At 31.5% G+C, this 23,593-nt stretch carries 22 protein-coding genes; 16 read left to right on the top strand and 6 right to left on the bottom strand.

Annotated elements, in window-relative coordinates; translation table 11 throughout:
- Positions 1-5 precede the first annotated feature (5 nt).
- From Q0800_RS07600 to Q0800_RS07630, 7 genes are all read left to right on the top strand, one after another.
- Complete coding sequence (locus Q0800_RS07600; RefSeq protein ID WP_299128702.1) at positions 6-587, top strand: serine acetyltransferase; 582 nt, start codon at positions 6-8, stop codon at positions 585-587.
- 175 nt (positions 588-762) lie between these two features.
- Positions 763-1,551 (top strand): ATP-grasp fold amidoligase family protein, encoded by a 789-nt coding sequence (locus tag Q0800_RS07605; protein WP_299128704.1) that lies wholly within the window; start codon positions 763-765, stop codon positions 1,549-1,551.
- Positions 1,541-2,614, top strand: coding sequence for a glycosyltransferase (locus Q0800_RS07610; RefSeq protein WP_299128706.1), 1,074 nt, complete (start codon positions 1,541-1,543; stop codon positions 2,612-2,614). Before Q0800_RS07605 ends, Q0800_RS07610 begins: the two co-directional genes overlap by 11 nt.
- A gap of 114 nt (positions 2,615-2,728) precedes the next feature.
- Positions 2,729-3,880, top strand: a complete 1,152-nt coding sequence (locus Q0800_RS07615) for a glycosyltransferase (RefSeq protein ID WP_299128707.1) — start codon at positions 2,729-2,731, stop codon at positions 3,878-3,880.
- 12 nt (positions 3,881-3,892) lie between these two features.
- The gene (gene asnB / locus Q0800_RS07620; protein WP_299128708.1) at positions 3,893-5,797 is read left to right on the top strand and encodes an asparagine synthase (glutamine-hydrolyzing); all 1,905 of its coding nucleotides are present in this window, start codon (positions 3,893-3,895) and stop codon (positions 5,795-5,797) included.
- Positions 5,798-5,801: 4 nt separating this feature from the next.
- Positions 5,802-6,935 (top strand): glycosyltransferase family 4 protein, encoded by a 1,134-nt coding sequence (locus Q0800_RS07625; RefSeq protein WP_299128709.1) that lies wholly within the window; start codon positions 5,802-5,804, stop codon positions 6,933-6,935.
- A 51-nt stretch (positions 6,936-6,986) separates the two neighbouring features.
- Positions 6,987-7,592, top strand: a complete 606-nt coding sequence (locus Q0800_RS07630; protein WP_299128743.1) for a sugar transferase — start codon at positions 6,987-6,989, stop codon at positions 7,590-7,592.
- 3 nt (positions 7,593-7,595) lie between these two features.
- Here Q0800_RS07630 and Q0800_RS07635 read toward each other — a convergent pair whose 3' ends face one another.
- Both Q0800_RS07635 and Q0800_RS07640 read right to left on the bottom strand, forming a co-directional pair.
- Positions 7,596-8,252, bottom strand: coding sequence for an HAD family hydrolase (locus tag Q0800_RS07635; RefSeq protein WP_299128710.1), 657 nt, complete (start codon positions 8,250-8,252; stop codon positions 7,596-7,598).
- Positions 8,236-9,207: an ATP-grasp domain-containing protein gene (locus Q0800_RS07640; RefSeq protein WP_299128712.1), complete on the bottom strand. Its 972-nt coding sequence runs from the start codon at positions 9,205-9,207 to the stop codon at positions 8,236-8,238. Before Q0800_RS07640 ends, Q0800_RS07635 begins: the two co-directional genes overlap by 17 nt.
- 400 nt (positions 9,208-9,607) lie before the next feature.
- On the opposite strand from Q0800_RS07640, the gene Q0800_RS07645 reads away from it, so the two are divergent.
- The 5 genes from Q0800_RS07645 to Q0800_RS07665 are packed head-to-tail and all read left to right on the top strand — an operon-like array spanning position 9,608 to position 16,966.
- Positions 9,608-10,735, top strand: a complete 1,128-nt coding sequence (locus Q0800_RS07645; protein ID WP_299128713.1) for an aminotransferase class I/II-fold pyridoxal phosphate-dependent enzyme — start codon at positions 9,608-9,610, stop codon at positions 10,733-10,735.
- Positions 10,729-12,624, top strand: coding sequence for a nucleoside-diphosphate sugar epimerase/dehydratase (locus tag Q0800_RS07650; protein WP_299128714.1), 1,896 nt, complete (start codon positions 10,729-10,731; stop codon positions 12,622-12,624). Before Q0800_RS07645 ends, Q0800_RS07650 begins: the two co-directional genes overlap by 7 nt.
- A gap of 25 nt (positions 12,625-12,649) precedes the next feature.
- Entirely contained in the window at positions 12,650-13,432 is a 783-nt protein-coding gene (locus tag Q0800_RS07655) for a polysaccharide biosynthesis/export family protein (protein WP_299128715.1), read from the top strand.
- Positions 13,433-13,456: 24 nt separating this feature from the next.
- Entirely contained in the window at positions 13,457-15,820 is a 2,364-nt protein-coding gene (locus Q0800_RS07660; RefSeq protein WP_299128717.1) for a tyrosine-protein kinase family protein, read from the top strand.
- Between the two features lie 12 nt (positions 15,821-15,832).
- Positions 15,833-16,966: a polysaccharide deacetylase family protein gene (locus Q0800_RS07665; protein WP_299128718.1), complete on the top strand. Its 1,134-nt coding sequence runs from the start codon at positions 15,833-15,835 to the stop codon at positions 16,964-16,966.
- Between the two features lie 3 nt (positions 16,967-16,969).
- Here Q0800_RS07665 and Q0800_RS07670 read toward each other — a convergent pair whose 3' ends face one another.
- The gene (locus tag Q0800_RS07670; RefSeq protein ID WP_299128719.1) at positions 16,970-18,142 is read right to left on the bottom strand and encodes a proline dehydrogenase family protein; all 1,173 of its coding nucleotides are present in this window, start codon (positions 18,140-18,142) and stop codon (positions 16,970-16,972) included.
- A gap of 102 nt (positions 18,143-18,244) precedes the next feature.
- On the opposite strand from Q0800_RS07670, the gene aroB reads away from it, so the two are divergent.
- Complete coding sequence (gene aroB, locus Q0800_RS07675; RefSeq protein WP_299128720.1) at positions 18,245-19,327, top strand: 3-dehydroquinate synthase; 1,083 nt, start codon at positions 18,245-18,247, stop codon at positions 19,325-19,327.
- Between the two features lies 1 nt (position 19,328).
- On the opposite strand, the gene Q0800_RS07680 is transcribed toward aroB, so the two are convergent.
- From Q0800_RS07680 to Q0800_RS07690, 3 genes are all read right to left on the bottom strand, one after another.
- Positions 19,329-19,847 carry a DinB family protein gene (locus Q0800_RS07680; protein WP_299128721.1) on the bottom strand — a complete coding sequence of 173 codons (519 nt, stop codon included), beginning with the start codon at positions 19,845-19,847 and terminating at the stop codon, positions 19,329-19,331.
- A gap of 147 nt (positions 19,848-19,994) precedes the next feature.
- Positions 19,995-20,474: a winged helix-turn-helix transcriptional regulator gene (locus tag Q0800_RS07685; protein WP_299128722.1), complete on the bottom strand. Its 480-nt coding sequence runs from the start codon at positions 20,472-20,474 to the stop codon at positions 19,995-19,997.
- 73 nt (positions 20,475-20,547) lie between these two features.
- Positions 20,548-21,726, bottom strand: a complete 1,179-nt coding sequence (locus Q0800_RS07690) for a M14 family zinc carboxypeptidase (RefSeq protein ID WP_299128723.1) — start codon at positions 21,724-21,726, stop codon at positions 20,548-20,550.
- 271 nt (positions 21,727-21,997) lie between these two features.
- Between Q0800_RS07690 and Q0800_RS07695 the strand changes: the two genes are divergently transcribed.
- The 3 genes from Q0800_RS07695 to Q0800_RS07705 are packed head-to-tail and all read left to right on the top strand — an operon-like array spanning position 21,998 to position 23,590.
- Positions 21,998-22,363, top strand: coding sequence for a helix-turn-helix domain-containing protein (locus Q0800_RS07695; RefSeq protein ID WP_299128725.1), 366 nt, complete (start codon positions 21,998-22,000; stop codon positions 22,361-22,363).
- A gap of 40 nt (positions 22,364-22,403) precedes the next feature.
- Entirely contained in the window at positions 22,404-22,793 is a 390-nt protein-coding gene (locus Q0800_RS07700) for a hypothetical protein (RefSeq protein WP_299128727.1), read from the top strand.
- A 5-nt stretch (positions 22,794-22,798) separates the two neighbouring features.
- Complete coding sequence (locus tag Q0800_RS07705) at positions 22,799-23,590, top strand: TerC family protein (protein WP_299128729.1); 792 nt, start codon at positions 22,799-22,801, stop codon at positions 23,588-23,590.
- The last annotated feature ends 3 nt before the right edge of the window (positions 23,591-23,593 follow it).

The following is a 23,593-nucleotide window of genomic DNA, read 5'->3' on the forward strand; positions in this document are numbered from 1 at the left end:
GTCTGATGATAAAGAGCAGAGAAGATTATAGATACTATTTAGAAAGGGATCTTATAGCTTTAGATATTTACAATGGTTCAATAACCAGTAAAATCAAAAATTATTTGTTCCGAGATCCTGTTTGGGCTTTCCAAAGGAGAATGCGTAAACTAGAATATTATACAAATTGCAAAAACAAAGGACTATATAAGTTATACATTATATACTTAAAGTTTATGTATCGAAGAATTTCTGTGAAATTAAACTTTTCAATACCAATAAATGTATTTGGCCCTGGTTTATCGATTGTACATTATGGTACAATTGTAATAAATTACACGACAAAAATCGGTGCTAATTGCAGAATGCATGCGTGTGTTAATATTGGTGCGTCTGGTGGAGAAGTTCAAGGACCTAAACTTGGTGACAATGTATACATAGGACCTGGCGCAAAAATATTTGGTAAAATTAAAATTCCTAATAACACAGCTATTGGAGCAAATGCAGTGGTTAACAAATCTTTTGAAGAAGAAAATACAAGTATTGCTGGTATTCCCGCAAAAAAAATTGGCTCAATTGATATTACCCAAATAATAAAGCACATTTAAAATGTATCAGAAGCAAAATCAATCCGTTTATACAAAAATCCGTGAGTCAATTTCCAATTTATACAGAAATTCGGATTTTGGTTATCTATTTATACGTCCTTTTTTTAAAGTTTATGAATTTATTTTAAGATTAGTACCTGATAAAATTATAGTTAAAAAAAGTTTCAAAAAACATATGGGTTATAGCTTAGATTTAAAAAACCCTAAAACATTAAATGAAAAAATTAATTGGTTAAAACTTTATAACAGAAGAGATATTCACACTTTAGTAGCAGACAAATACAGAGTTAGAGATTATGTTATAGAAAAGATTGGTGAAAAATATCTTATTCCGCTATTATTACACACTAATAATCCCAAGAGTTTGTCCCCAGAAAACTTACCAAATTCTAGTTTTATCATTAAAACTAATCATGATAGTTCTGGTGGTTTAATAGTGAAAGACCCTAAGGTTATAGACTGGAAAGATGTACAAAAGCGTTTTAGTAGATTATTAAAGGAAAATCACTATTATAGTACACTAGAATGGCAATACAAACACATAAAACCACATATTGTGGTTGAAAAACTTTTGACCACAGAGGACGGAAGCATCCCTGAGGATTATAAATTTCATTGCTTTAATGGTAAATTAGAATTTATTATGGTTGATTTTGATCGCCATGGAGAATTAAGAACTAGAAACTTGTATGATAGAAATTGGGAGCTACTACCCTGTAAATGGGGCAGACCTAATGGAAAAACACTCGAAAAACCTAGTAAGTTAAAGGAAATGATATCTGTCGTAGAAAAATTAGCAAAAGATTTTTTATATGTACGTGTAGATTTATACTTTGTGAAAAATCAAATTTATTTCGGTGAAATAACCTTTCATCATGCATCTGGTTTTCAAGCTTTTTATGAAAAAGAATGCGATTTAAAATTTGGAGAGAAATTAAACTTAAATTTAATAAATGAAAACTAAAATATTCTTTGTACTACCTACTCTCTTTGCTGGCGGTGCAGAACGAGTGATTTCATTTGTTTGTCAAAATTTAGATAAAGAAAAATATGACGCAAAATTAATTGTAATAGGGTTTGAGAAAGATTCAAAATTCAAGGTTAATAATGTGCCTGTGATTTATTTGAATAAACCTAGAGTGTCAAATTCTATATTACCTCTATTTAAGTTGTTCCTAAGGGAAAAGCCAGAAATTGTTTTAAGTTCAATATCCCATTTAAATTCTTTAATGGGTTTAATTTCGTTTTTCTTTAAAAACATAAAGTTTATTGGTAGACAAGCAACCATAAATAAAGTCGCTGATAACTATAGAGCAAAAAGAAAAAAGTCATTCTTATTTTCTCTAATTAATTTATCAGATATTGGTATTAAAAATCTAGATCATGTAATTTGTCAATCATCTGATATGAAAATAGATTTTTTAGAATGTTATAACTTTAATGCAAAAAATATAACAATAATACATAACCCACTTACTCAAATAAATATTATTAAACACAAAGAAGAAAAAAGCGAGTTTAAAAAATTTATTACCATTGGGAGGTTGAGTAAAATAAAAGGCCAATTGAGATTATTAGAGGTTTTATCTAAAGTTAATTTTCCTTTTAAATTTACCATTATAGGCAACGGTGCCTTGAAAGATGAAATTTATCATAAAATAAAAGCGTTGAAATTAGAACAAAATGTAGAACATATTGAATATACAGATAAAGTTTTTGATTACCTTATAAAAAACGACATGTTTCTTCAAGGTTCATATTCAGAAGGGTTTCCTAATGCTTTATTAGAAAGTTGCTCTGTTGGAGTCCCTGTAATAGCATTTAATGCACCAGGCGGAACCAAAGAAATTATTAAAAATGGCGTCAATGGTTTTATTGTTGAGAATGAAGAGGAGTTTTTAGCTAAGTTAAATGAAGATGTAGAGTGGAATCCAAAAACCGTTAGAGACTACGTTTATGATAAGTTTAATAGTAACAAAATATTAACTAATTACGAAGATCTCTTTATGAGAGTGCTTAAAGATTAATACATTTATCCATTAAACAACAAAAAACTACAATTATCGAGTAAATAAGATTAGTAGACCATTTGTTATTATGTTTGACACCAATATGCATAATATCAATAAGATATTAAATATATGACCCCAAATCAAAAGAAAAATATCTCTATTCTAAGTATTTCCTTAGGAAGCGGAGGTGCAGAAAAAGTAATAAGCCTGCTACTTAAGGCACTTGTAAAAGACTATAATGTAACTTTAGTTTTGTTTTACAAAGTATTGCATTTTCCGGTACCCAAAGACGTTAATATCGTAGTGCTATCCGATAATGGTCCCGACAGACCCACCCTTTTAAAATTTATGGATTTTTTTAAATTTATTTTTAAGTATCATAAATTTATAAAGAAAAACAACATTGATATTTCAGTTTCTTTTTTAGCGTTTCCTAATCTTATAAATGGTATTGTAGCCACTTTTAACAAAAAGGTTAAAACTATAATTAGTGAACGCGGATTCCCTTCTGATAACGTAACTAGTAGACTTTCACTCTATATTTCAAAGATTTTCTATCCTGTTTTTTATAATAAATGTGATAAATTATTTTCTAATTCAGTATATATTAACAATGACTTAAAAGCTAACTTTGGTGTTAAAATCCCAATGGAGGTTATTTATAATCCTATAGAATTACCTGCCAAAATTATTGATTCTCAAACTTTAAATAAACCCACTAGCACTTTAAAAGTTATAACCGCTGGGACACTTAATAAACGAAAAAATCAGATAATGATTGTTAGAGCCGTTGCTGCCTCTCCATTAAAGTTTGACGTTTCAATTTTAGGTGGTGGTGAGTTACAAGAGTATTTAACGGACGAAATAAAAAAAGTAAATTTAGACCAACAAATCAATTTAAAAGGTAAAGTAAAAAACGTCAATGACTATTTACTAAACAATCAGTGTTTTGTATTATCATCATTTACAGAAGGCTTCCCTAATGCCTTAATAGAAGCTATGGCCATTGGTTTACCATGTATTTCTACAAATTGCTTGTCTGGTCCATTAGAACTCTTAAACGAAAATGAGCCAATTTCTATAAGTGATGGTGAAGTCTTTATAGGAAAATATGGCCTATTAGTTAATAATGATGACCATGCTGCTTTATCTAAGGCCTTAGATTACTACCATAACAACCCTAGCGAAAGAGAAAAATTTAGCAGATTAAGCTTAGAAAGAGCTAATGCATATAAATTAGATACAATTTATTATAAGTTTAATAAATTTATAACCACTTAACACTAATAAAAGATGTGTGGAATTAATGGTTTTATAGCCAAAACAAGCCGCGAAGCGCCTAAAGTAAAAGATATACTAAACACTATGAATGACCTTATCATTCATAGAGGACCTGATGAAGATGGTGTTTTTGCAGAGCAAAGTATCGACTATACCGTTGGTATGGCCATGCGACGTCTTTCTATAATTGATTTATCTTCAGGGAAACAACCAATTTTTTCTGACGACAACCAAATTGTAATCGTTTTTAATGGAGAAATATATAATTATAAAATTCTTAAATCTAGATTAGAAGCAGAAGGCGTTAACTTTAAAACCTCTAGTGATACTGAAGTCATCCTAAAAGCCTACGAAAAACACGGCGTAGAATCTTTTCAGTGGTTAGACGGTATGTATGGCTTTAGTATCTATGATAAAAGAATAAATAAGCTCTTTATAGCTCGAGATTTTTTTGGAGAAAAACCTTTATACTATACGCATACAGATAATGCGTTTATTTGGGCATCAGAGTTAAAATCCATTATTAAAACTTTAGATGTTACACCTAATATCTCTAAGAAAGGACTCAACCTCTATTTTAGGCTAACCTACATACCTGCACCGCATACGATATATGAAAACATTTATAAGCTAGAAGCCAATCATTACATTGCATATGATCTTAATACTCACCAAACAGAAATTCATAAAATAAATAACGAGTCTCAACCAAAAACTATCGATATTTCTTTTGATGATGCAAAAGCAAAAACTAAAGAACTTGTTTATAATAGTGTAGAAAGCAGATCTATTGCCGATGTGGGATTAGGAACATTTTTATCTGGTGGTGTAGACTCATCAATTGTATCACTGTGTTTGTCGCAAGCCACAGATAAAAAAATAAATACGTTTTCTATAGGATTTAAAAAAGCATCATACGATGAAACTGATAAATCTAGAGTGGTTGCAGATATGATTGGTAGTAATCATCATGAGTTTATTATCGATGAAAATGACCTAAAGAATAACATCCACGAAATTTTGGTGAATTTTGATGAGCCATTTTCAGACACTGCAGCTTTACCCACGCACCTACTCTCAGAAAAGACCAGAGAACACGTTACAGTAGCATTAACAGGAGATGGTGGCGACGAAGTTTTTGGTGGTTACAACAAATATTACATTGGTAAAATGAACAAAAAATATACCAGTGTTGTACCGAAAGCTTTACATAAAACAATAAATAAGTTAAGTAATAAATACCTTATTAATAAAGACGACACCAGAGGTAAAAAATTTCAGATTAATAAACTTTTAAATGCCATTAACTATAATGGTGATTTTTATTGGGATATTATTTCTTTAGCCAACACTAACAATCAGCTAAAAGAAATAATGACCGAAAATTATTACCAGAACGATTTATTTCAAGAATATAAAGACACCATTGGTAAACAGAAGATTGAAACTTTAACTGATTTTAGATTGGTTGACAAAATATTAAGTTTAGAAGGCGGAATGCTCGCTAAAGTTGATAGAACTAGTATGATGACCTCTTTAGAATGTAGAGCACCATTTCTAAACAGAGAAATTTGGGAATTTACCAATACGCTTTCTGAAAGCTATTTAATGAAAGGCTGGAATAAAAAATACATTCTAAAAGAAGCTTTTAGAGATCAATTTCCGGATGAATTTTTAGAAAAAGGTAAAAGTGGTTTTGGTAGTCCAACTGGCGACTGGCTAAGGCAAAGTCTTAAAAAAGAACTCGAAAGTTATATTGAACCAGAAATGCTTAAAGATCAAGGTATTTTTAATGTTGACGTCATTACAAAACTGGTAAAAGACCATTTAGATAGTAAAAAGGATAGCACTTTTAGAGTGTGGTCGTTTTATTGTTTCCAGAAATGGTACAAGTTTAATTTCCTGAATCAAAAATAACGAGATGGATAAAAAAAGAATATTACTTATTGCATCTTACGATGGTTCGCTCATTAGATTTAGAGGAGACTTTATAAAAAGCATGGTCGATAATGGCTTTGAAGTGTTTGCTGCTGCCCCAAGCTTTACAGAAAAATACAGTCAACTCATTAAAGACTTAGGCGCTACACCTATAGAATTTAATTTACAGCGTACAGGCCTTAATCCATTAAAGGATTTTAAATCTATTCATGAAATAAAATCCATTATCAAAGAAAATAAGATCGACTTGGTATTTCCATATACAGTTAAGCCAGTAATTTATGGCTCAATGGCTGCAAATATGTGCAAAGTGCCAGTTATATCATTAATTACAGGTTTAGGCTATGCCTTTACTGGTCTTAGTGCTAAGGCTAGAACGCTTCAACGTTTTAATGAAACCTTATACAAATTATCTATTAGAAAGAATAAGGTTATCGTGTTTCAAAATAACGACGATTACCAATTATTTTTAGATAGAAAAGTGATTACTAAAAAGCAAGAAGTCGCCTTTGTAAGTGGTTCTGGTGTTAATCTAGACCAATTTACTTTTAAAGAAAAAAACGCTTCAGATAAAGTAAGTTTTCTCTTGGTAGCAAGGTTGATTAAAGAAAAAGGAATCGCACTTTATATGGAAGCTGCCAAAATATTGAAAGCAAAATATCCAAAAGCAGAATTCCATTTAATTGGTGCTCCTGAAACATCACCATCAGCTATTAGTGAAGTTGAAATTAATCAGTTACACAAAGAAGGTGTTATCATTTTTCATGGAAAACAATCTAATATCAATGAGCATTTAAACCAAAGAGATGTGTTTGTGCTACCAAGTTATTACAGAGAAGGTTTACCAAGAACAACGCTAGAAGCTTGTGCCTGTGGAAACCCTATAATCACAACAGATTCTGTTGGTTGTAGAGAAGCAGTTAAAGAAGGTGAAAATGGATTTTTAATAGAACCTCAAAACCTCGATGCTTTAGTAAAACCTATGGAATATTTTATTACTAACCCAGATAAGATTAAGGAAATGGGCATTAATAGTAGGAAATATGCAGAAGCACGCTTTGATGTAAACCTAATAAACAAGGACTTAATCGATTTAATAAACAAAGTATTAATTTAATTGCTTTATTTGATTTGATTTCTTGAAAACCTACAATTTCGTATTATGAAAATTTACCCAAATTTAATAAAACGCCTAGCCGATTTTTTTGCCGCATTAATAGGTATATTAATAGTTTCTCTATTATTGATAACACTCATTATTATTCTTGCTATATATAATAACGGTAAACCATTTTTCTACCAAACAAGGACTGGTAAAAATGGTAAATTGTTTACCATTATTAAATTAAAAACCATGAACGACAAAAAAGATAGTGAAGGTAATCTTTTGCCAGTTGTGCATCGTATTACTAAAGTTGGCAATTTTTGTAGGAAATACTCTTTGGATGAAATTCCGCAATTGTTCAATATCCTTAAAGGAGATATGAGTTTAGTTGGTCCTCGCCCATTGTTGCCTAAATATTTACCGTTATATAACGAAAGGCAAAATAGAAGGCACGAAGTAACTCCTGGTATTACAGGTTGGGCACAAGTTAACGGTAGAAATGCCATAAGCTGGGAAGAAAAATTTGAATATGATGTGCATTACGTTGACAACCAATCTTTTTTCTTAGACTTAAGAATAATTTTTATGACTATCGATAAGGTCATAAATAAAAAAGACATCAATAATTCTGAAAATGAAGATATGCCTGTATTCACAGGCACAAAATAGTATTTAAATAATATTTACTTCTTTATAAGATTGAATAAAAGCCTTTGGCTGATATTCTTTGTCCATATATTTGTAAGACTGATAATGAATATTCTTTCCATTATCTAAAAGACAAACTGACTTCCAACTTAAAGCATTTGGTGCTACAAAATCTTTCTTTAAATTATCTGCAATATACCAATAAGTACTATTTGGAAAGTGAGTTTCAATAGCTTTAAAGTTGTTTGGATTAGGTTTTTCCGTGCCCAAATCTTCTGAGATTACAATTTTGCCAATTAAATCTTCAATACCAAGAGATTTAATTTTTGCCATTTGAGTTTTAGAACGACCATCTGTAATGATTCCTATTTTTCCTTCCTTGACTTTTGTTGCCTCAATAATTTCTAATGCACCTTCAAACAAGTTAATGTTTGGCACATGATTACGATACATTTCTATAAGTAATTGTTTTTCAATATTGTGTTTTGAGCTAAGAATCTCAAAAACATTTTCCTTGTTACGATACAAAGAGAACATTGAAGCGTATAATGGTTCCCAGTATTTGGGCTGGAGTTGTTTAGCAATAAATTGATACGCAGATTTTAAAAAATCTAACTCATTGTAAAGAGTGTCGTCTAGGTCAAAGACAATGACGGTATTTTTATTAACCTTTATATCCACGTACTAAAATTTCGTCATCATATCTAATCATTAGCAAATCGCTTTCCCAAGAATCAAATTTATCATCAATCACAATGTTGAGAAAATATTCTTCAATAATCCATTTTGGGTAGTTTGCTCCTGCTAGATAAGACAATGGATATCCACCACCAAATCTCGGATTTATTTCAATAGCATAGATTTGATAATCGTCATCATTGTGCATAAAAAACTGAGCTGTAACACAACCTCTAACACCTCCTATAGTTTTGAGATGTTCCTTAATATATTCTACCAAGGCGTTATTTTCTGTAAGAGCTTTATAGACTTCTCCATCTCTTACCTCAAGCCTTTTTCTTGGCACTGCACATTTAAGTTGGCTATCTTTAGAATAATATAAATCACAGGTAAACTCAGTAAAGTCATCATGATTTAGGTATTCTAAAAACATTAATTTATCGTTTTCAAAATGGTAATCAGTTAAGTCGCTTTTAGTGTTAATCACGTGCGTATCAACACTTCTACTACCATCATAAGGTTTAATAAACATTGGTAAAGAGTAATTATCTTTTTCGTACTCTTCAGCCGTTTGTATGCCTTTATCTTCAAAAAATTGATGAATCTGTCTTTTATTACGACATTTCTTAATAAAATCTATGGAAGATATAACTACTAGCATACCTGCTTTTTCTAAACGTGCTTTATTTTCCGAAAGCTGGAGCAATTCTGTATCTATAGTCGGTATAATAAGCTTTATATTATTTGATTGACATAAGCCAACAAACTCTTCAAGATATAGCTCGTCATCTAGTCTAGGGACTTCAAAATAATGATCAGCCACTTGGCAGGCAGCAGAAAGCTCTGGGTGAGAATCAGAAGCATATACTTTAGATTCTGGGTAAATCTTCTTCAGCTCTTTTTGAAAAGCTCGAACTAGGGAAACTCGCCTTCCTGCGGAAGTGATTAAAATGTTCATGTTATTGAGTTAAGGGCAAAATAATATTCACAATATATGTAAAAAAAATAAATATACTGTTGTCATAGAACTATCAACAATTGTTCCTATGTACAGCATATTAATTAGTTAAAGTAATACATTATAGATTAATTACTAAATATGAATGTAAAAACATGGCAGTAAATGAATACAAAAATGATTACATCATACTTAAAATTCGTTGGTTTACCATATCATAATTATTAGCTTTGCAACTTGTCTTTGAGGCATTTAAAAACGTGAATTTTTACCTTTTATCGTGTTTATTTGGGCAGTATCATAATATTAATGCATATTGAACCCGATTTTAAATCGTGTCCCAAATCCCTCTAAGACATGAAATTGAACGGTAATGTAAATTACTTAACAATTTTTGCTTATGAAACCTAAAATATGGTTGTCCTCACCTCACATGAGTGGCAAAGAACAAACGTTCGTAAACGAAGCTTTTGATACCAACTGGGTAGCTCCATTAGGACCTAATGTTAATGGATTTGAAGCTGATCTCCAATCTTATCTTAATGAAGATAGACATATAGCTGCTTTGGCATCTGGTACTTCCGCTTTACATTTGAGTTTAATATTACTTGGTGTTACTTATGGCGACGAAGTTATTTGTCAAAGTAAAACATTTTCTGCATCTGCAAATCCTATAGTGTACCAAGGAGCAACACCTGTATTTGTTGATAGTGAAAGAGAAACTTGGAATATATGCCCAGAACAGCTAGAGATCGCTATAAAAGACAGAATTAAAAACGGTAAAAAACCAAAAGCAATTATTGCGGTGCATCTTTACGGTATGCCTTACAAAGCAGACGAGATAAACAAAATTGCCGCAGCATACAACATCCCTATAATAGAGGATAGTGCAGAATCTCTCGGAAGTCATTACAAAAACCAAAACTGCGGTACTTTTGGAGAATTAGCAATCCTATCCTTTAATGGAAATAAAATCATTACCACCTCAGGAGGAGGTGCTTTAGTTGCTAAAACTAAAGACCTAAAAGATAAAGCTGTTTTCTTAGCGACTCAAGCTAGAGACAATGCTCCACACTATCAGCACTCACATATTGGTTATAATTATAGAATGTCTAACATCGTAGCAGGTATTGGTCGTGGACAAATGACGATATTAGATAGTCATGTCGCAAAAAGACGCGCAAATCATAAATTATATCAAGAGGCATTTAAAACTATAAGCGAAATTGAGTTTTTAAATGAACCAGAAGGTCATTTCTCTAACCGATGGTTATCTTGCATACTGTTAGATTCAAAAGATAGAAGAGAAGGCTTAAGGCTAGCTTTAGAAAAAGAGAATATTGAATCTAGACCTTTATGGAAACCAATGCATCAACAGCCCATTTTCAAAGATTCACCAAGCTATATTAATGGCGTATCTGATGATTTATTTGAAAGAGGACTTTGTTTACCAAGTGGTTCAAATTTAACTAATGAAGAATTAGATAGAGTAATTTATACTATAAATATGTATTTTGCGGTATGTTAGTTAAATTTTTAAATAGAATTTCACAGAGATATGCCTCTCAGTGGCTTGTACTTTTATTTGACCTTTGTGTTATAATAGTTACGTTTTTCTTTGCTCACCTCATTAGATTTAATTTTCAATTTAATTTTGATTTTGATCTATTCTTAAGACAAATCCCTTATGTTTTTAGTGTTGCAACAATTAGTTTACTTGCTGTTGGTTCTTATAAAGGTGTCGTTCGGTTTACAGGTTTTAAAGACATCTTAAACGTTATTATCGGTGCTAACATCCTTGCAACCATACTTGTATGCACCACATTTTTATGTAGAAAATTTTATGGTACAAATACAATTTTCAATATATCAGGTGCAATTATATATATCCACTTACTTTTAAACATTTTGTTTTTAATAGGTGCTAAGCTATTTATTAAGTCCTTGTATAATTACATTACACAGGATGCAAGAAAAACGTCTAATGTTTTAATTTTTGGAGCAGGTAGCTCGGGCATGCTTACGTATGACGCCATTTTGAACGATGCAAAAAATGGTTTTAGAGTCGTTGGCTTTATAGATGATGACGAACGTAAAGTAGGTAAAAAAATAAACCTTCTTAAGGTTAATAAAATTGATGCAATAGATAAAGCATTTATTAAAAAGTACGATGTAGAAGATGTAATTATCTCTATTCAAAATATTGAGCCTACACGACTACTACAAATTACCGGCAACTTATTTTCACTTGGATTAAAAGTTAAAATAGTCCCTCCTGTGCAAAGTTGGATTGATGGAGATCTTAATATAGGCCAAATTAAAGAGGTGAAAATTGAAGATCTTTTAGGAAGAGAGCCTATTCATATTAAAAACCCAGATTTAGAAGATCAGTACGATAATAAGGTGATACTCATTACTGGAGCCGCAGGATCTATCGGAAGCGAAATTTCTAGAAAAGCAAGTCTATACAATTATAAAAAGTTGATATTAATTGATAATGCTGAATCAGCCTTATATGATATTCAGCAAGAATTTAGACAATTAGGACTTAGTAATATAGAGGCCATTGTTGCGGATGTCCGTAACAAAACGAGAATTGATCAAATCTTTGATCAGTATAAGCCAAAAATTGTGTTTCATGCAGCAGCTTACAAGCACGTTCCACTAATGGAAAACAATCCTTTTGAAGCTGTAACAGTAAATATTGGAGGTACAAGAAATGTTGCTGATACAGCTGTAAAACATAGTGTAGATAAGTTTGTTTTAATATCTACCGACAAAGCAGTAAACCCAACAAACGTTATGGGTGCAACAAAAAGAATTGCAGAACTTTATGTGACGTGTCTTAAAGGAAAAGGTCATACCAGATTTATAACCACACGCTTTGGCAATGTATTAGGTTCTAATGGCTCTGTTATTCCGCTTTTTAAAAAGCAAATAGAAAATGGTGGCCCTTTAACAGTAACGCACAAGGATATTACAAGATATTTTATGACTATACCAGAAGCGTGCCAGCTCGTACTAGAGGCTGCTGCAATGGGTAATGGTGGTGAAATTTTTGTTTTTGACATGGGTGAACCTATTAAAATATTTAATTTAGCTACAAACATGATTATTCTTTCGGGCCTTCGTTATCCTGAGGATATTGATATAAAAATAACAGGACTAAGACCAGGCGAAAAAATTTATGAAGAACTCTTAGCCGATGGAGAAAACACTAAGAAAACCTACCACGAAAAAATAATGATTGCAAAATCAAGACAGATTAACCTTGATGAGACTGTAAGTAAAATAAACAAATTAACGTCTATTAATTCATTATCTCAACCCTTAGAAATCGTATCTATTATTAAAGCTTTAATACCAGAGTACATTTCTAACAACTCCACTTATGAAGTGTTGGACACAAAAAAATAATTAACGAAATCGAATATTTATAATAATGAAAACACGTAATCTTCTTATACTAATTATTACTATTTTATCGCTTTACTCTTGCGGATCAAAAAAGAATCTTGTTTATTTTCAGGATGAACCTTTAGATAATGCTGGAGTTCTAATGTCAGAACCGAAACAGATTATTTATAAGCCAGATGACATTTTAACGATTAATGTATCGGCTTTAGATCCAGCTGCTGTTCAACCCTTTAATTTGGCTCTGGTAGCAAGTAACTCTTCAAATATTACTAGTGCTCAGGGTGCCTTGCAAATGCAAACCTATCTTGTAGATTATTATGGTAATATCGAATTTCCCGTATTAGGACAAATTAAAGTGGCTGGCTTAAACAGAACCGAGTTAACCGCTCTATTAACTGAACGTATTAGTGAATATGCAAAAAACCCGATTGTTAATGTAAGGCTTGCCAATTTTACGGTTACAATTTTAGGTGAAGTGAGTAATCCTGGTACATTTACTATACAAGATGAAAGAATTACGTTATTAGAGGCTTTAGGATTAGCCAGTGATCTAACCATTTTTGGTAAACGTAAAAATGTTCTTTTAATTAGAGAGGTAGACGGTAAAAAACGATTTGCTGAAGTAGATTTAACCTCAGTAAATGCAGTGAATTCTCCAGTATATTATTTACAACAAAATGATGTTATTTATGTAGAACCCAACAATGCAAGAATTAGAGCATCATCATTTAACCAAAATAATAGTGTACTTATTTCAGCAATAGGTACATTAACTACAATAGTTGCTGTATTTATACTAAGAAATTAATACTACCTTACTACCAATTAATCTATGAAAACATCTAATGTAGACATTAAGCAAACCATAGGGCTATTTTTTTCATACTGGAAATGGATACTCTTGTCTGTTGTTATTGCCCTAATTTTAGGGTTTACTTATTTACGTTATACAGCTTATGAGTACAAAGCTGTTGCTACAATTAAAATACAGGACGAAAAAGAATCTAAAAAACTACCAAGCCTTGAGAGTCTTAGCAGTGAAGGTTTGTTTGCGCAGGGTACAGATAAAGTTAAGGACGAAATAAAAGTTATTCAATCTAGAGCCATTGCTGAAAAAATTATTAAAACATTAGATCTTAATATCCGATATTTTGCAGATGGTAAAATTAAAGAACAAGAATACTATAAAAACTCACCTGTTAAAATTAACTTTTTGGCTAGTGACTCAGTTATAGATCAACTTAAAACTGCTATTAATATTAAAATTAAATCTCAAACAGAGTATATATTATTTAAAGGAAAAGAGCGATCTTTATTAGACAGGGAGGACTCCGAAGGAAAAGTTTATGCCTTTGGAGATAAAGTTAATACAAGATATGGTGGCTACGTTATAACACCAAATCTAGGCCCTGATGGTTTAATTATTGGTACTAATTTAAAAATAACCGTTAGCCCTTTAAGAAAATTAATAGACCAATACTCTGGCAGCATAGGCATAGGTACAGAAAAGGGTTCTAGTGTTTTAAAACTCGAATTAAAACAAACGGTAGCCCAAAAAGCTGTAGATTATTTAAATCAGTTAATCTTAGAGTACAATAGAGATGTTTTAAAAGACAAAGAAGAGGTTGTTAAAGTAACTACTGATTTTATTAATAAACGATTAGACCAAGTCTCCAAAGAATTAAGCCAGGTAGAATCTAATGCAGAACTATTACAACAACAAAATAACATCACCGCCTTAAGTTCACAAACGGATTTAAACCTTCAGACTAAAAAACAACTTGAGCAGCAGATTAATAGTACTTCAACTAACATACAAACCATAAAATATCTTGAAGAAGAAGTAAATGATAATAGTAAAATAAGTGATCTCTTACCAGAAATTAATATTAATGATTCTAATACGGCTCAAATTATTAGAAATTATAATGAGCTTGTAGCGCAGCGTGATAGAATTTTAGGAAATTCTAGCGAAAAGAATCCAGTTGTTATTCAACTGAATAACCAAATTAATGGCTTAAAAGATAACTTAAAAAACTCGCTTCAAAGTATTAAGAAAACCTCTGAGCTTACGCTTAATAATTTAACTAGCGAAAGCAGACGTGTAAGCGGTCAGTTATACACAGCACCGTCAAAAGCAAGAAAATTTAGAGGGATCCAAAGACAACAAGATATAAAAGAATCATTGTATTTATATCTTTTAGAAAAGCGCGAAGAATCTGCCATACGCTTTGGTATGTATTCTCCAAATGCAAAAATCATTGACAGCGCACACTCATCATACTTGCCTGTTGCACCAAATAAGACCGTAATATATTTAGCATCATTTATTTTAGGTTGTATGATCCCTATAGGCTTTATTTACCTAATCGATCTTTTAGATGTTAAAATATATACTAAGAAAGATCTCGAAGATTTATTAGATGATATCCCATTTTTAGGAGACATCCCTAAAACATCTAAAAAAGAAAAATTGGTAAAAAAAGTAGATTATTCTCCTAAAGCAGAAGCCTTTAGAATTGTAAGATCCAATATAGATTTCATTCTTAAAGACGTAAAAGGAAGAGCCAAAAAGCTATTTATAACATCTACCAAAGCACAAGAAGGTAAGTCTCATACAAGTACAAATTTAGCCTCTTCAATTTCTTTTTCTAATAAGTCTGTACTGCTAATAGAAATGGATATTAGAGTTCCTAAAATTCTAGATTACTTAGGGTTTAAAGAAAAACCCGAAAAAGGGCTTTCAGATTACATTGCGGATAAAACTATAAAGCCTCAAGATGTAGTTTTTAAACATAAAGAAAACCCCTTTTTAGATATCATTCCTTCTGGCACAATACCTCCTAACCCATCTGAGTTATTAATGAGTGACCGTGTAGAAGAACTATTTAACTATTTTGAAACTAAATATGACTACATTATTGCGGACACCTCCGCTGTAGGATTGGTAAGTGACACCCTTCTGATAGCTAAGTTTGCAGACATGTTTGTTTACGTAGCCAGTGCTAACAATGTAGACAAAAGACAGTTAGCACATGTAGCGCAGCCTTTATATAATGAAAATCGTATACCAAACATGACCATGCTACTTAACGGAGTTAAAAAAGGCAGAAAAGGTTATGGCTATGGTTATGGCTATGGAGCAGACCCTGCCCAGAAAAAGAAGTGGTACAACTTTTTTTCAAATTCTAAATAAAATAATTTATCCATGAGAACTCTAATGCTTCATAGTGTTGGTTGTGAAAATGAAAATTGGTATAGGAAGTGGTTATCCATTTCTCTAGATCATTTTGAAAACTTTTGCAAGTATTTAGTAAATAATAATTACGAAACTATATTTCTTGACGATTGGATAAAAGATCCAACAGCCAAAAAAAAGGTCGTACTCACTTTTGATGACGGTTATTTAGATAACTGGGTATACGCTTATCCAATATTAAAAAAATATGGCTTAAAGGGGACTATTTTTGTGAATCCAGAATTTGTTCAAAATGAAACCAATATTAGACACAATTTAGAAGATGTTTGGAATAACAAGGTAAATAAATCTGACCTTAGACCACTTGGATTTTGTAATTGGGCAGAGCTTAAGGTATTACAAGACTCAGGTGTTATGGATATTCAATCACATAGTATGAGTCATAACTTTTATTACTATTCCGACAAAATTAAAGACATTTATACAGGACAACCAAAATACAATTGGCTACCATGGCTAACGCAACCTAAACGCAAACCATACTATATAAACGAAGATCAATCTCAATCTGATTTTACAAAATATGGTAGACCTATTTTTGAATTTGACAGAGCTTTAAGAGTGCGTAGATATATGCCTGATGAAAAATTTATTGAATATTGTGTTGATGAATATAAAAACACCGATAAGCCCGTTGACAAAAAAGCATTAATAGAAAAAATAAATCTAAAGCTCAAAGAACTTCCTGGCAAATTAGAATCGGATAAGGCTATGCAAGATCGTTATACCTATGAGCTTGCTGAGAGCCGAAGAATACTGCAAGAAAAACTTAATAAGCCAGTGGATTTTATTTGTTGGCCAGGTGGTGGTTTTAATCAAGAAAGCATAACAATAGCCAAGAAAGCTGGCTATAAAGCTATGACAGCATCTGATAATAAGATTAAATCATTTAATACCGATGGTATTCTTAATATTGGTAGAAACGCAATGACCTCCTTTATACAAACACCAAAACGAGATCACTATATTAAAAATCCACAATTCTTGGTGACTTTATTTAAATATCATGAAGGGCACTCTGTGAGTGAATATTTATATAAATTCAGAAAGCTATTCTTAATACTAAAAGATAAAGTTGCTTAAGATTTAAATTTTTCGACGTTTTCTTTCGGTTTTTAGAAGTGATAACTCTCTATTAGTTTGTCCAGCTACAGAAGTGTTCTCCTCTGCCCTTCTTATTAAATAAGGCATAACGTCTTTAACTGGCCCAAAAGGGATATACTTAGCTACATTATAGCCATTGGCTGCTAAATTGAAGCTTATATGATCGCTCATACCATAAAGTTGACCAAACCAAACATTATTATCTTGTTTATTAATATTTAAGGTATTCATAATTTCCATAGCTAAATAACAACTACGCTCATTATGTGTCCCTATAAATATGGCCATGTCATTTAAATGATTGAGCATATATTTTAAAGCTTCATTAAAATTGTTATCCGTAGCTTGCTTGTCCTTACAAATTGGCGATGTATAGTTTTTTTCTTCTGCTCTTTCGCGTTCTTTTTCCATGTAAGCACCTCGGACAATTTTTATACCAACCTTAAAACCATTGACTTTGGCTCTATGGTGAAGTGACTTAAGATAATCTAGCCTATCCCATCTATAGCATTGCAATGTATTATATACTATAGCTTTATCTATATTATACTTACGCATCATTGTTTCCACTAAATCATCTGCTGCGCCTTGCATCCAACTTTCTTCACCATCTATCAATACTTCAACATCTTTTTCTTTAGACAGCTTGCAAACTGTATCAAAGCGTTCTACAATTCTATTCCACTCTTGTTCTTCTTGCTCAGTAAATACCTGTCCTTCGGTCTTTTTTTGGTAAAGACGAAATCTGCCAAAGCCCGTGGGCTTAAAGACCACTATTGGCATAGCTTCTTTTTCATCACAAAAATGAATAATCTTTAGTATCTTTTCTAAAGCGTTATCAAATTGGGCTTCGGTTTCCTTACCTTCTACAGAATAATCTAAAACAGAACTAACTCCCTTGGTGTATAATTTATCTATTACCGGAAGACAATCTTCTTCATTAATACCACCACAGAAATGATCAAATACTGTTGATCTAATTAAACCTTCAACAGGCAAATTAGCTTTGAGCGCAAAATTAGTAGCTGCTGTACCAATTCTAACCAATGGTTGAGAAGATATCATTTTAAATAAAAAGTAGGCACGCTCTAATTCTGAGTCGGATTTTAACGAAAATGCTGTTGCTGTATTTTCAAATAGTGAGTGATCGATCATTATAAAGGATAATAGATATACAAATATATTTAATTCTAGTAGTACTTTTTTCTATAAAAAGGAGGTATTTTTGCCGTAATAAATTCCTTACTATTTAACCCTATGAGGTCTATAAACACAAAGAATGCCGTAGTTCATTTTAACGAAAATATTTATAATGAACTAAACGCGTATATAAAATCTTCAAACCCTTCTAGCATTTTTATTCTTGTAGATACCAATACACACGATCTTTGCTTGCCCAATTTGTTGGCTAATATGGAATCTGGTGATACCATAGTTGAAGTTATGGAAATGCCAGAAGGAGAAGATCATAAAACAATTGATATCTGCACAGGGGTTTGGGAAGCGCTTTCTGAATACCATGCGGATCGAAAAAGTTTGCTTATTAATTTAGGTGGTGGCGTTGTTACAGATTTAGGTGGTTTTGTAGCGAGCACCTACATGAGAGGTATTGATTACATTAACGTACCTACATCTTTATTAGCTATGGTAGATGCTTCTGTTGGAGGGAAGACAGGTGTAGATTTGGGTGTGCTTAAAAATCAGGTTGGAGTTATTAGCGAAGGCAGTATGGTACTTGTAGATACCGCTTTCTTAGAAAGTTTACCTGCTAACCACATGGTGTCTGGTTATGCAGAAATGCTTAAGCACGGATTAATATATGATAAAAATTACTGGCAAAGTCTTATAAATTTTGAAAAATTAGATCTTAACGATTTAGATGAATTAATCCATGAATCTGTTGGTATTAAAAACAAGGTTGTTTCTGAAGATCCTACTGAGAGTGGTTTCAGAAAAATTTTAAATTTTGGGCATACACTTGGCCATGCTATAGAAAGCTACTTTTTAGGCAATGCAGATAAAATACCTCTATTACATGGCGAAGCTATAGCTGTTGGGTTAATTTTAGAAAGTTACATATCCCATAAACTACTAAACTTAAGCACTAATGAGTTACAAGACATTACACAAGGTCTGTTAAAAACCTTTACTAAGGTAGATATTACTGAGGATGATCAAAAGGTAATTATCAAACTTTTAAAGCACGACAAAAAAAATAGCCATGGTATTATAAAGTTTGTTCTACTTGAAGCTATAGGCAAACCTAAAATAGATTGTGAGGTCAGTAACGACTTAATTTTAGAAGCTTTTACTTACTATAAAAATTTTAAAACTACTTAAGCTACAAATAACGCTCAGAGATAACAGTGTTATGATGATTCTCATGACCCATAATTATGTAGCCAATTGCCCTTACTGAAATTGGTGAACCACTAGCTTGCCCTATAAATAATAAATCGGCTTGGGTGAAACTTTCAAATAACGCAATAGTGCTGTGTCTCACAGCCCTATATTCGGCAATTAAACTTTTTAAAGTTCTTTCTTTAATATTTGAGTTTAACATATAATCGTCTTGCTCAAAACCAGCCAAAGGAGTTACATCTCTTCTTGCAATTCGTAATGCTCTATATGCAAATATACGTTCAGTATCTATAATATGAAGTAGAATTTGCTTTATAGTCCACTTACCTTCTGCGTAGGCATAATTATGCTTCTCTAGGGCGATATTACTATAAAAGTCTGTATGGCTTTCTAAATTGCTTTTTAAGCCCTTAATAAGGTCTAAATCGGTAGCCTTGTTTATGTACGTTTTATAATAAGGATTATATTCTTCTTTATGTATTTTATTAGATATTTTCATAGTTTATGATTTAAAATAAAAAATACTGTCTAAAAAAATAAAACCGCCAGAAATATATTACCTCATTATCATTAATTTATGCGGCAGTTCCTTTTTTGACAGAAATATAGATTATAGACAGTATCTTAAATAGTCTAGAATTAAAAATTATAATTCATTGAATATCTTGTGCATTAAGCGTTTTTTATCATTAATACTTTCTTCTAATGATATCATAGTTTCAGTTCTATATACGCCATCAATATCATCTAACTGAAAGATAATATCCTTGGCATGGGTGGTATCATGCGCTCTTATTTTACAAAAGATATTAAATTTACCAGTAGTTATGTGTGCGACAGTAACATATGGAATTTCTGTAATACGCTCTAACACAAACTTAGTTTGAGAGGTATTTTGTAAAAACACACCCACGTATGCAATAAATGAATATCCTAATTTTTTATAATCTAGAGTTAATGAAGATCCTTTAATAATACCTGCTTCTTCCATTTTTTTAACACGTACATGAACTGTACCTGCAGAAATTAACAATTTCTTTGCAATATCTGTAAATGGAATACGCGTGTTATCTATTAGCATATCCAAAATTTGATGATCTATTTCGTCCAATTTAAACTTAGCCATAATTTAATAATTATCAATTTCTCGACAAAATAAAGCAATTTAAAATAGAAATGTTTATTATTTTTTGATTATGTCACAGTTTTAGCGAGATTTTCTCATTATTTAATAATACGAAATCGATTTCGTTACCTACCTTTATTTCAGAATTTTCTTTTGTAAATACGTTTTTGCCCTTTGCATCAATTTCTCTATGGCCGTGGCAAGCTTTTAGATTAGAAATCGCTTCAACTACAGGCATAAACTCAATATACCCATTAATAAGCGCCTCTTTGTATAAAATACCAATATCTTGTACGGAATTATTCAATGCTTTAACCGTCACATTTCTAATAAGAATATCGTAAAACAACGTTCCATTTTCAGGAATGGAGAAATAATCATCCGATACCGATGGATCAACGCCATCTGCAATCACCTTTAACCCTTTTAAAATAGAAAAGAACATAAGCTTTCTAACCACTTCTCTATTATAGTCTTTTGGATAATGCCCAGCTTCATATAAAATCGTAGGCACATTAAAGGACTGAAAGGTATCACCAACACAGTTTAAATTAAAACCATCATCGTACCGAGCAACACCACCTAATATCTGACCCTGTAAACTCTTGTTAATTTGAGAAATAATAGACATAGCCACTTTTCTAGTACTTGTAATTGATCGCTTTTTATCTTGTGAAGGCGCTAAGAAAGACAAAACCGATGACGTATTGGTTGTACCTACATTATAAATAGTACGCTGCCCATGAAGATTAAAACAATAGTCTGGCTTAAAAGTATTGAAAACACTTCTTAATACTACACTTTCTGGCTGCGACAAATTTTGCGCATCTCTATTAAGGTCTACTCCACATGCATTCAACCTCGTATAACGTTCTGCACCATCTGGATTTAATATTGGAATTACAAATAAGGTACAATTGCTTAATATATCATTTGGTATATCATTGTTAGTAACGAACAAAGCAAAACAATCAAACAACGCTTTTGTGGTAGTAGATTCATTACCATGCATTTGAGACCACAATAAAACTTTCTTTGGCCCATTACCAAACTTTAAAGCATAAATAGGTCTATTCTCAGCTGATTTTCCTACTACAGAAATATCTTCCTGTGAATATTTAGTTAAACATTTTTCTATGTGTGAATTAGTAATGTAACGACCAAATAATTCTGGAGATTTTACTAATGAATAATAACTATTTAAACGGTCTATAAACATAATAAATTTAGTTGTTGTTACAAATGTAATCATTTGACATTTTACAATTGTAAACTTCAATTTCTAATACACAGATAACAATTGTATACAATTTAATACGGCTAAACATTATAGCACTACTCGGCTATTGTAAAAAAAATTACAATCTATTGATACAAACATTATTTTATTAAAAATCAATATTTTAAAGATATTAATTAAAGTGTTTATCTAAGTTTAATTCTATTATTTTAAAGAAAATGGCTTACTTTTAAATACTATAGTTTACATTTGTATCGTTATTTATTAAAAACAAAAGTTTACAATGGTAAACCAAGAGGAATTTACAAAACGACTCCAAATAGTCATTGATTATTACGACGAAACTGCATCTGGTTTTGCTGAAAAAATCGGCGTACAACGCTCTAGTATTTCTCATATTTTATCAGGAAGAAACAAACCTAGTTTAGAGTTTGTAATGAAGGTACTCCACGCTTGTCCTGAGGTAGAATTGTACTGGTTACTAAATGGCAAAGGTAATTTTCCTAACACTATATATATCTCTAAAAATACCGAACCTAATATTACACCCACTCCAAAAGCACCTCAACCCATTACTAGCGCAAACTCAGATATTGAAAAAATAGTTATTTTTTATAAAGACGGTACTTTTAAATCCTACCTACCTTAACTGAATCCTCTTATTGCTTACCTTTGCTCAAAATAAGATTATGAAATACTTTTTTTGTCTTTTTTTAGCCTTCCTTTTTATTGGGTGTTATGAAGTTGAGCGTAACTGTACTGATTTTAAAACAGGTGAATTTGAATTTAATTACACTATAGATGGTATTGAAAAAACAGGTCGTTTTAAACGAACAGAAACACTTAATATAGATTATTACAACGGAAAGATTGACAGCTCTTCTATACGCTGGATCAATGAATGTGAGTTTATTTTAAAGAAATTAAACCCAAAGACAAATGCAGAAAAAGACCCTATTCATATGAAAATCTTATCTACTGAAGGCAAATATGCATATACTTTTGAGTATAAACTCGCGGTAAAGAAACCGAACAGACCACAACGTACTGAAAAAGGAATTGCACATAAAATTAACTAAATAAAATGCTGGATTTTTTATTAACTACTGATGCGCTTTTAGCACTGCTTACCTTAACTTTTTTAGAAATTATACTAGGTATTGACAATATTGTTTTTATCTCTATAGCAGCAAATAAATTACCAGAACACCAGAGAAATAAGGCGACTAACATTGGACTTGTTCTTGCAATGGTGCAGCGTATCGTACTACTATTCTTTGTTTCATTCTTAGTAGGATTAAGTACCCCTTTTTACAAATACACCTCTAGTTGGTTAGCTATTGCATTAAGTTGGCAGGCTATAATTTTGTTCGCTGGTGGTTTATTTCTAATCTATAAAAGTACAAAGGAGATCCGAGAAAAGGTAGAAACACCCTCTAATGATAAAGAGAATGTTAAATCTAGGGCTATAAAATCTTTACAACATGCCATTACACAGATACTTATAATTGACTTTATATTTTCGGTTGATTCTATATTAACAGCTGTAGGAATGACTAACGGTTTGCATCCTAACAATAATTACACTTTAATTCTAATGATTATTGCCGTAATTATTTCCATTGCAGTAATGATAAGCTTTGCTAATCCGATTCGTAAGTTTATAGACCGCAATCCAAGTATGCAAATTTTAGGACTATCCTTCTTAATCCTAATTGGATTTATGCTCATTACAGAGGCCGCCCATTTATCGCACACTAAAATTTTCGAAAAATCCGTAGGCGCAATACCTAAAGGTTACCTCTATTTCGCAATAACCTTTTCATTATTTGTAGAATTCTTAAACTTTAAAACCAAAAAGAAAAAGCATAGATAAGCT

Source organism: uncultured Winogradskyella sp. (assembly GCF_937958655.1).
Lineage (GTDB): Bacteria > Bacteroidota > Bacteroidia > Flavobacteriales > Flavobacteriaceae > Winogradskyella.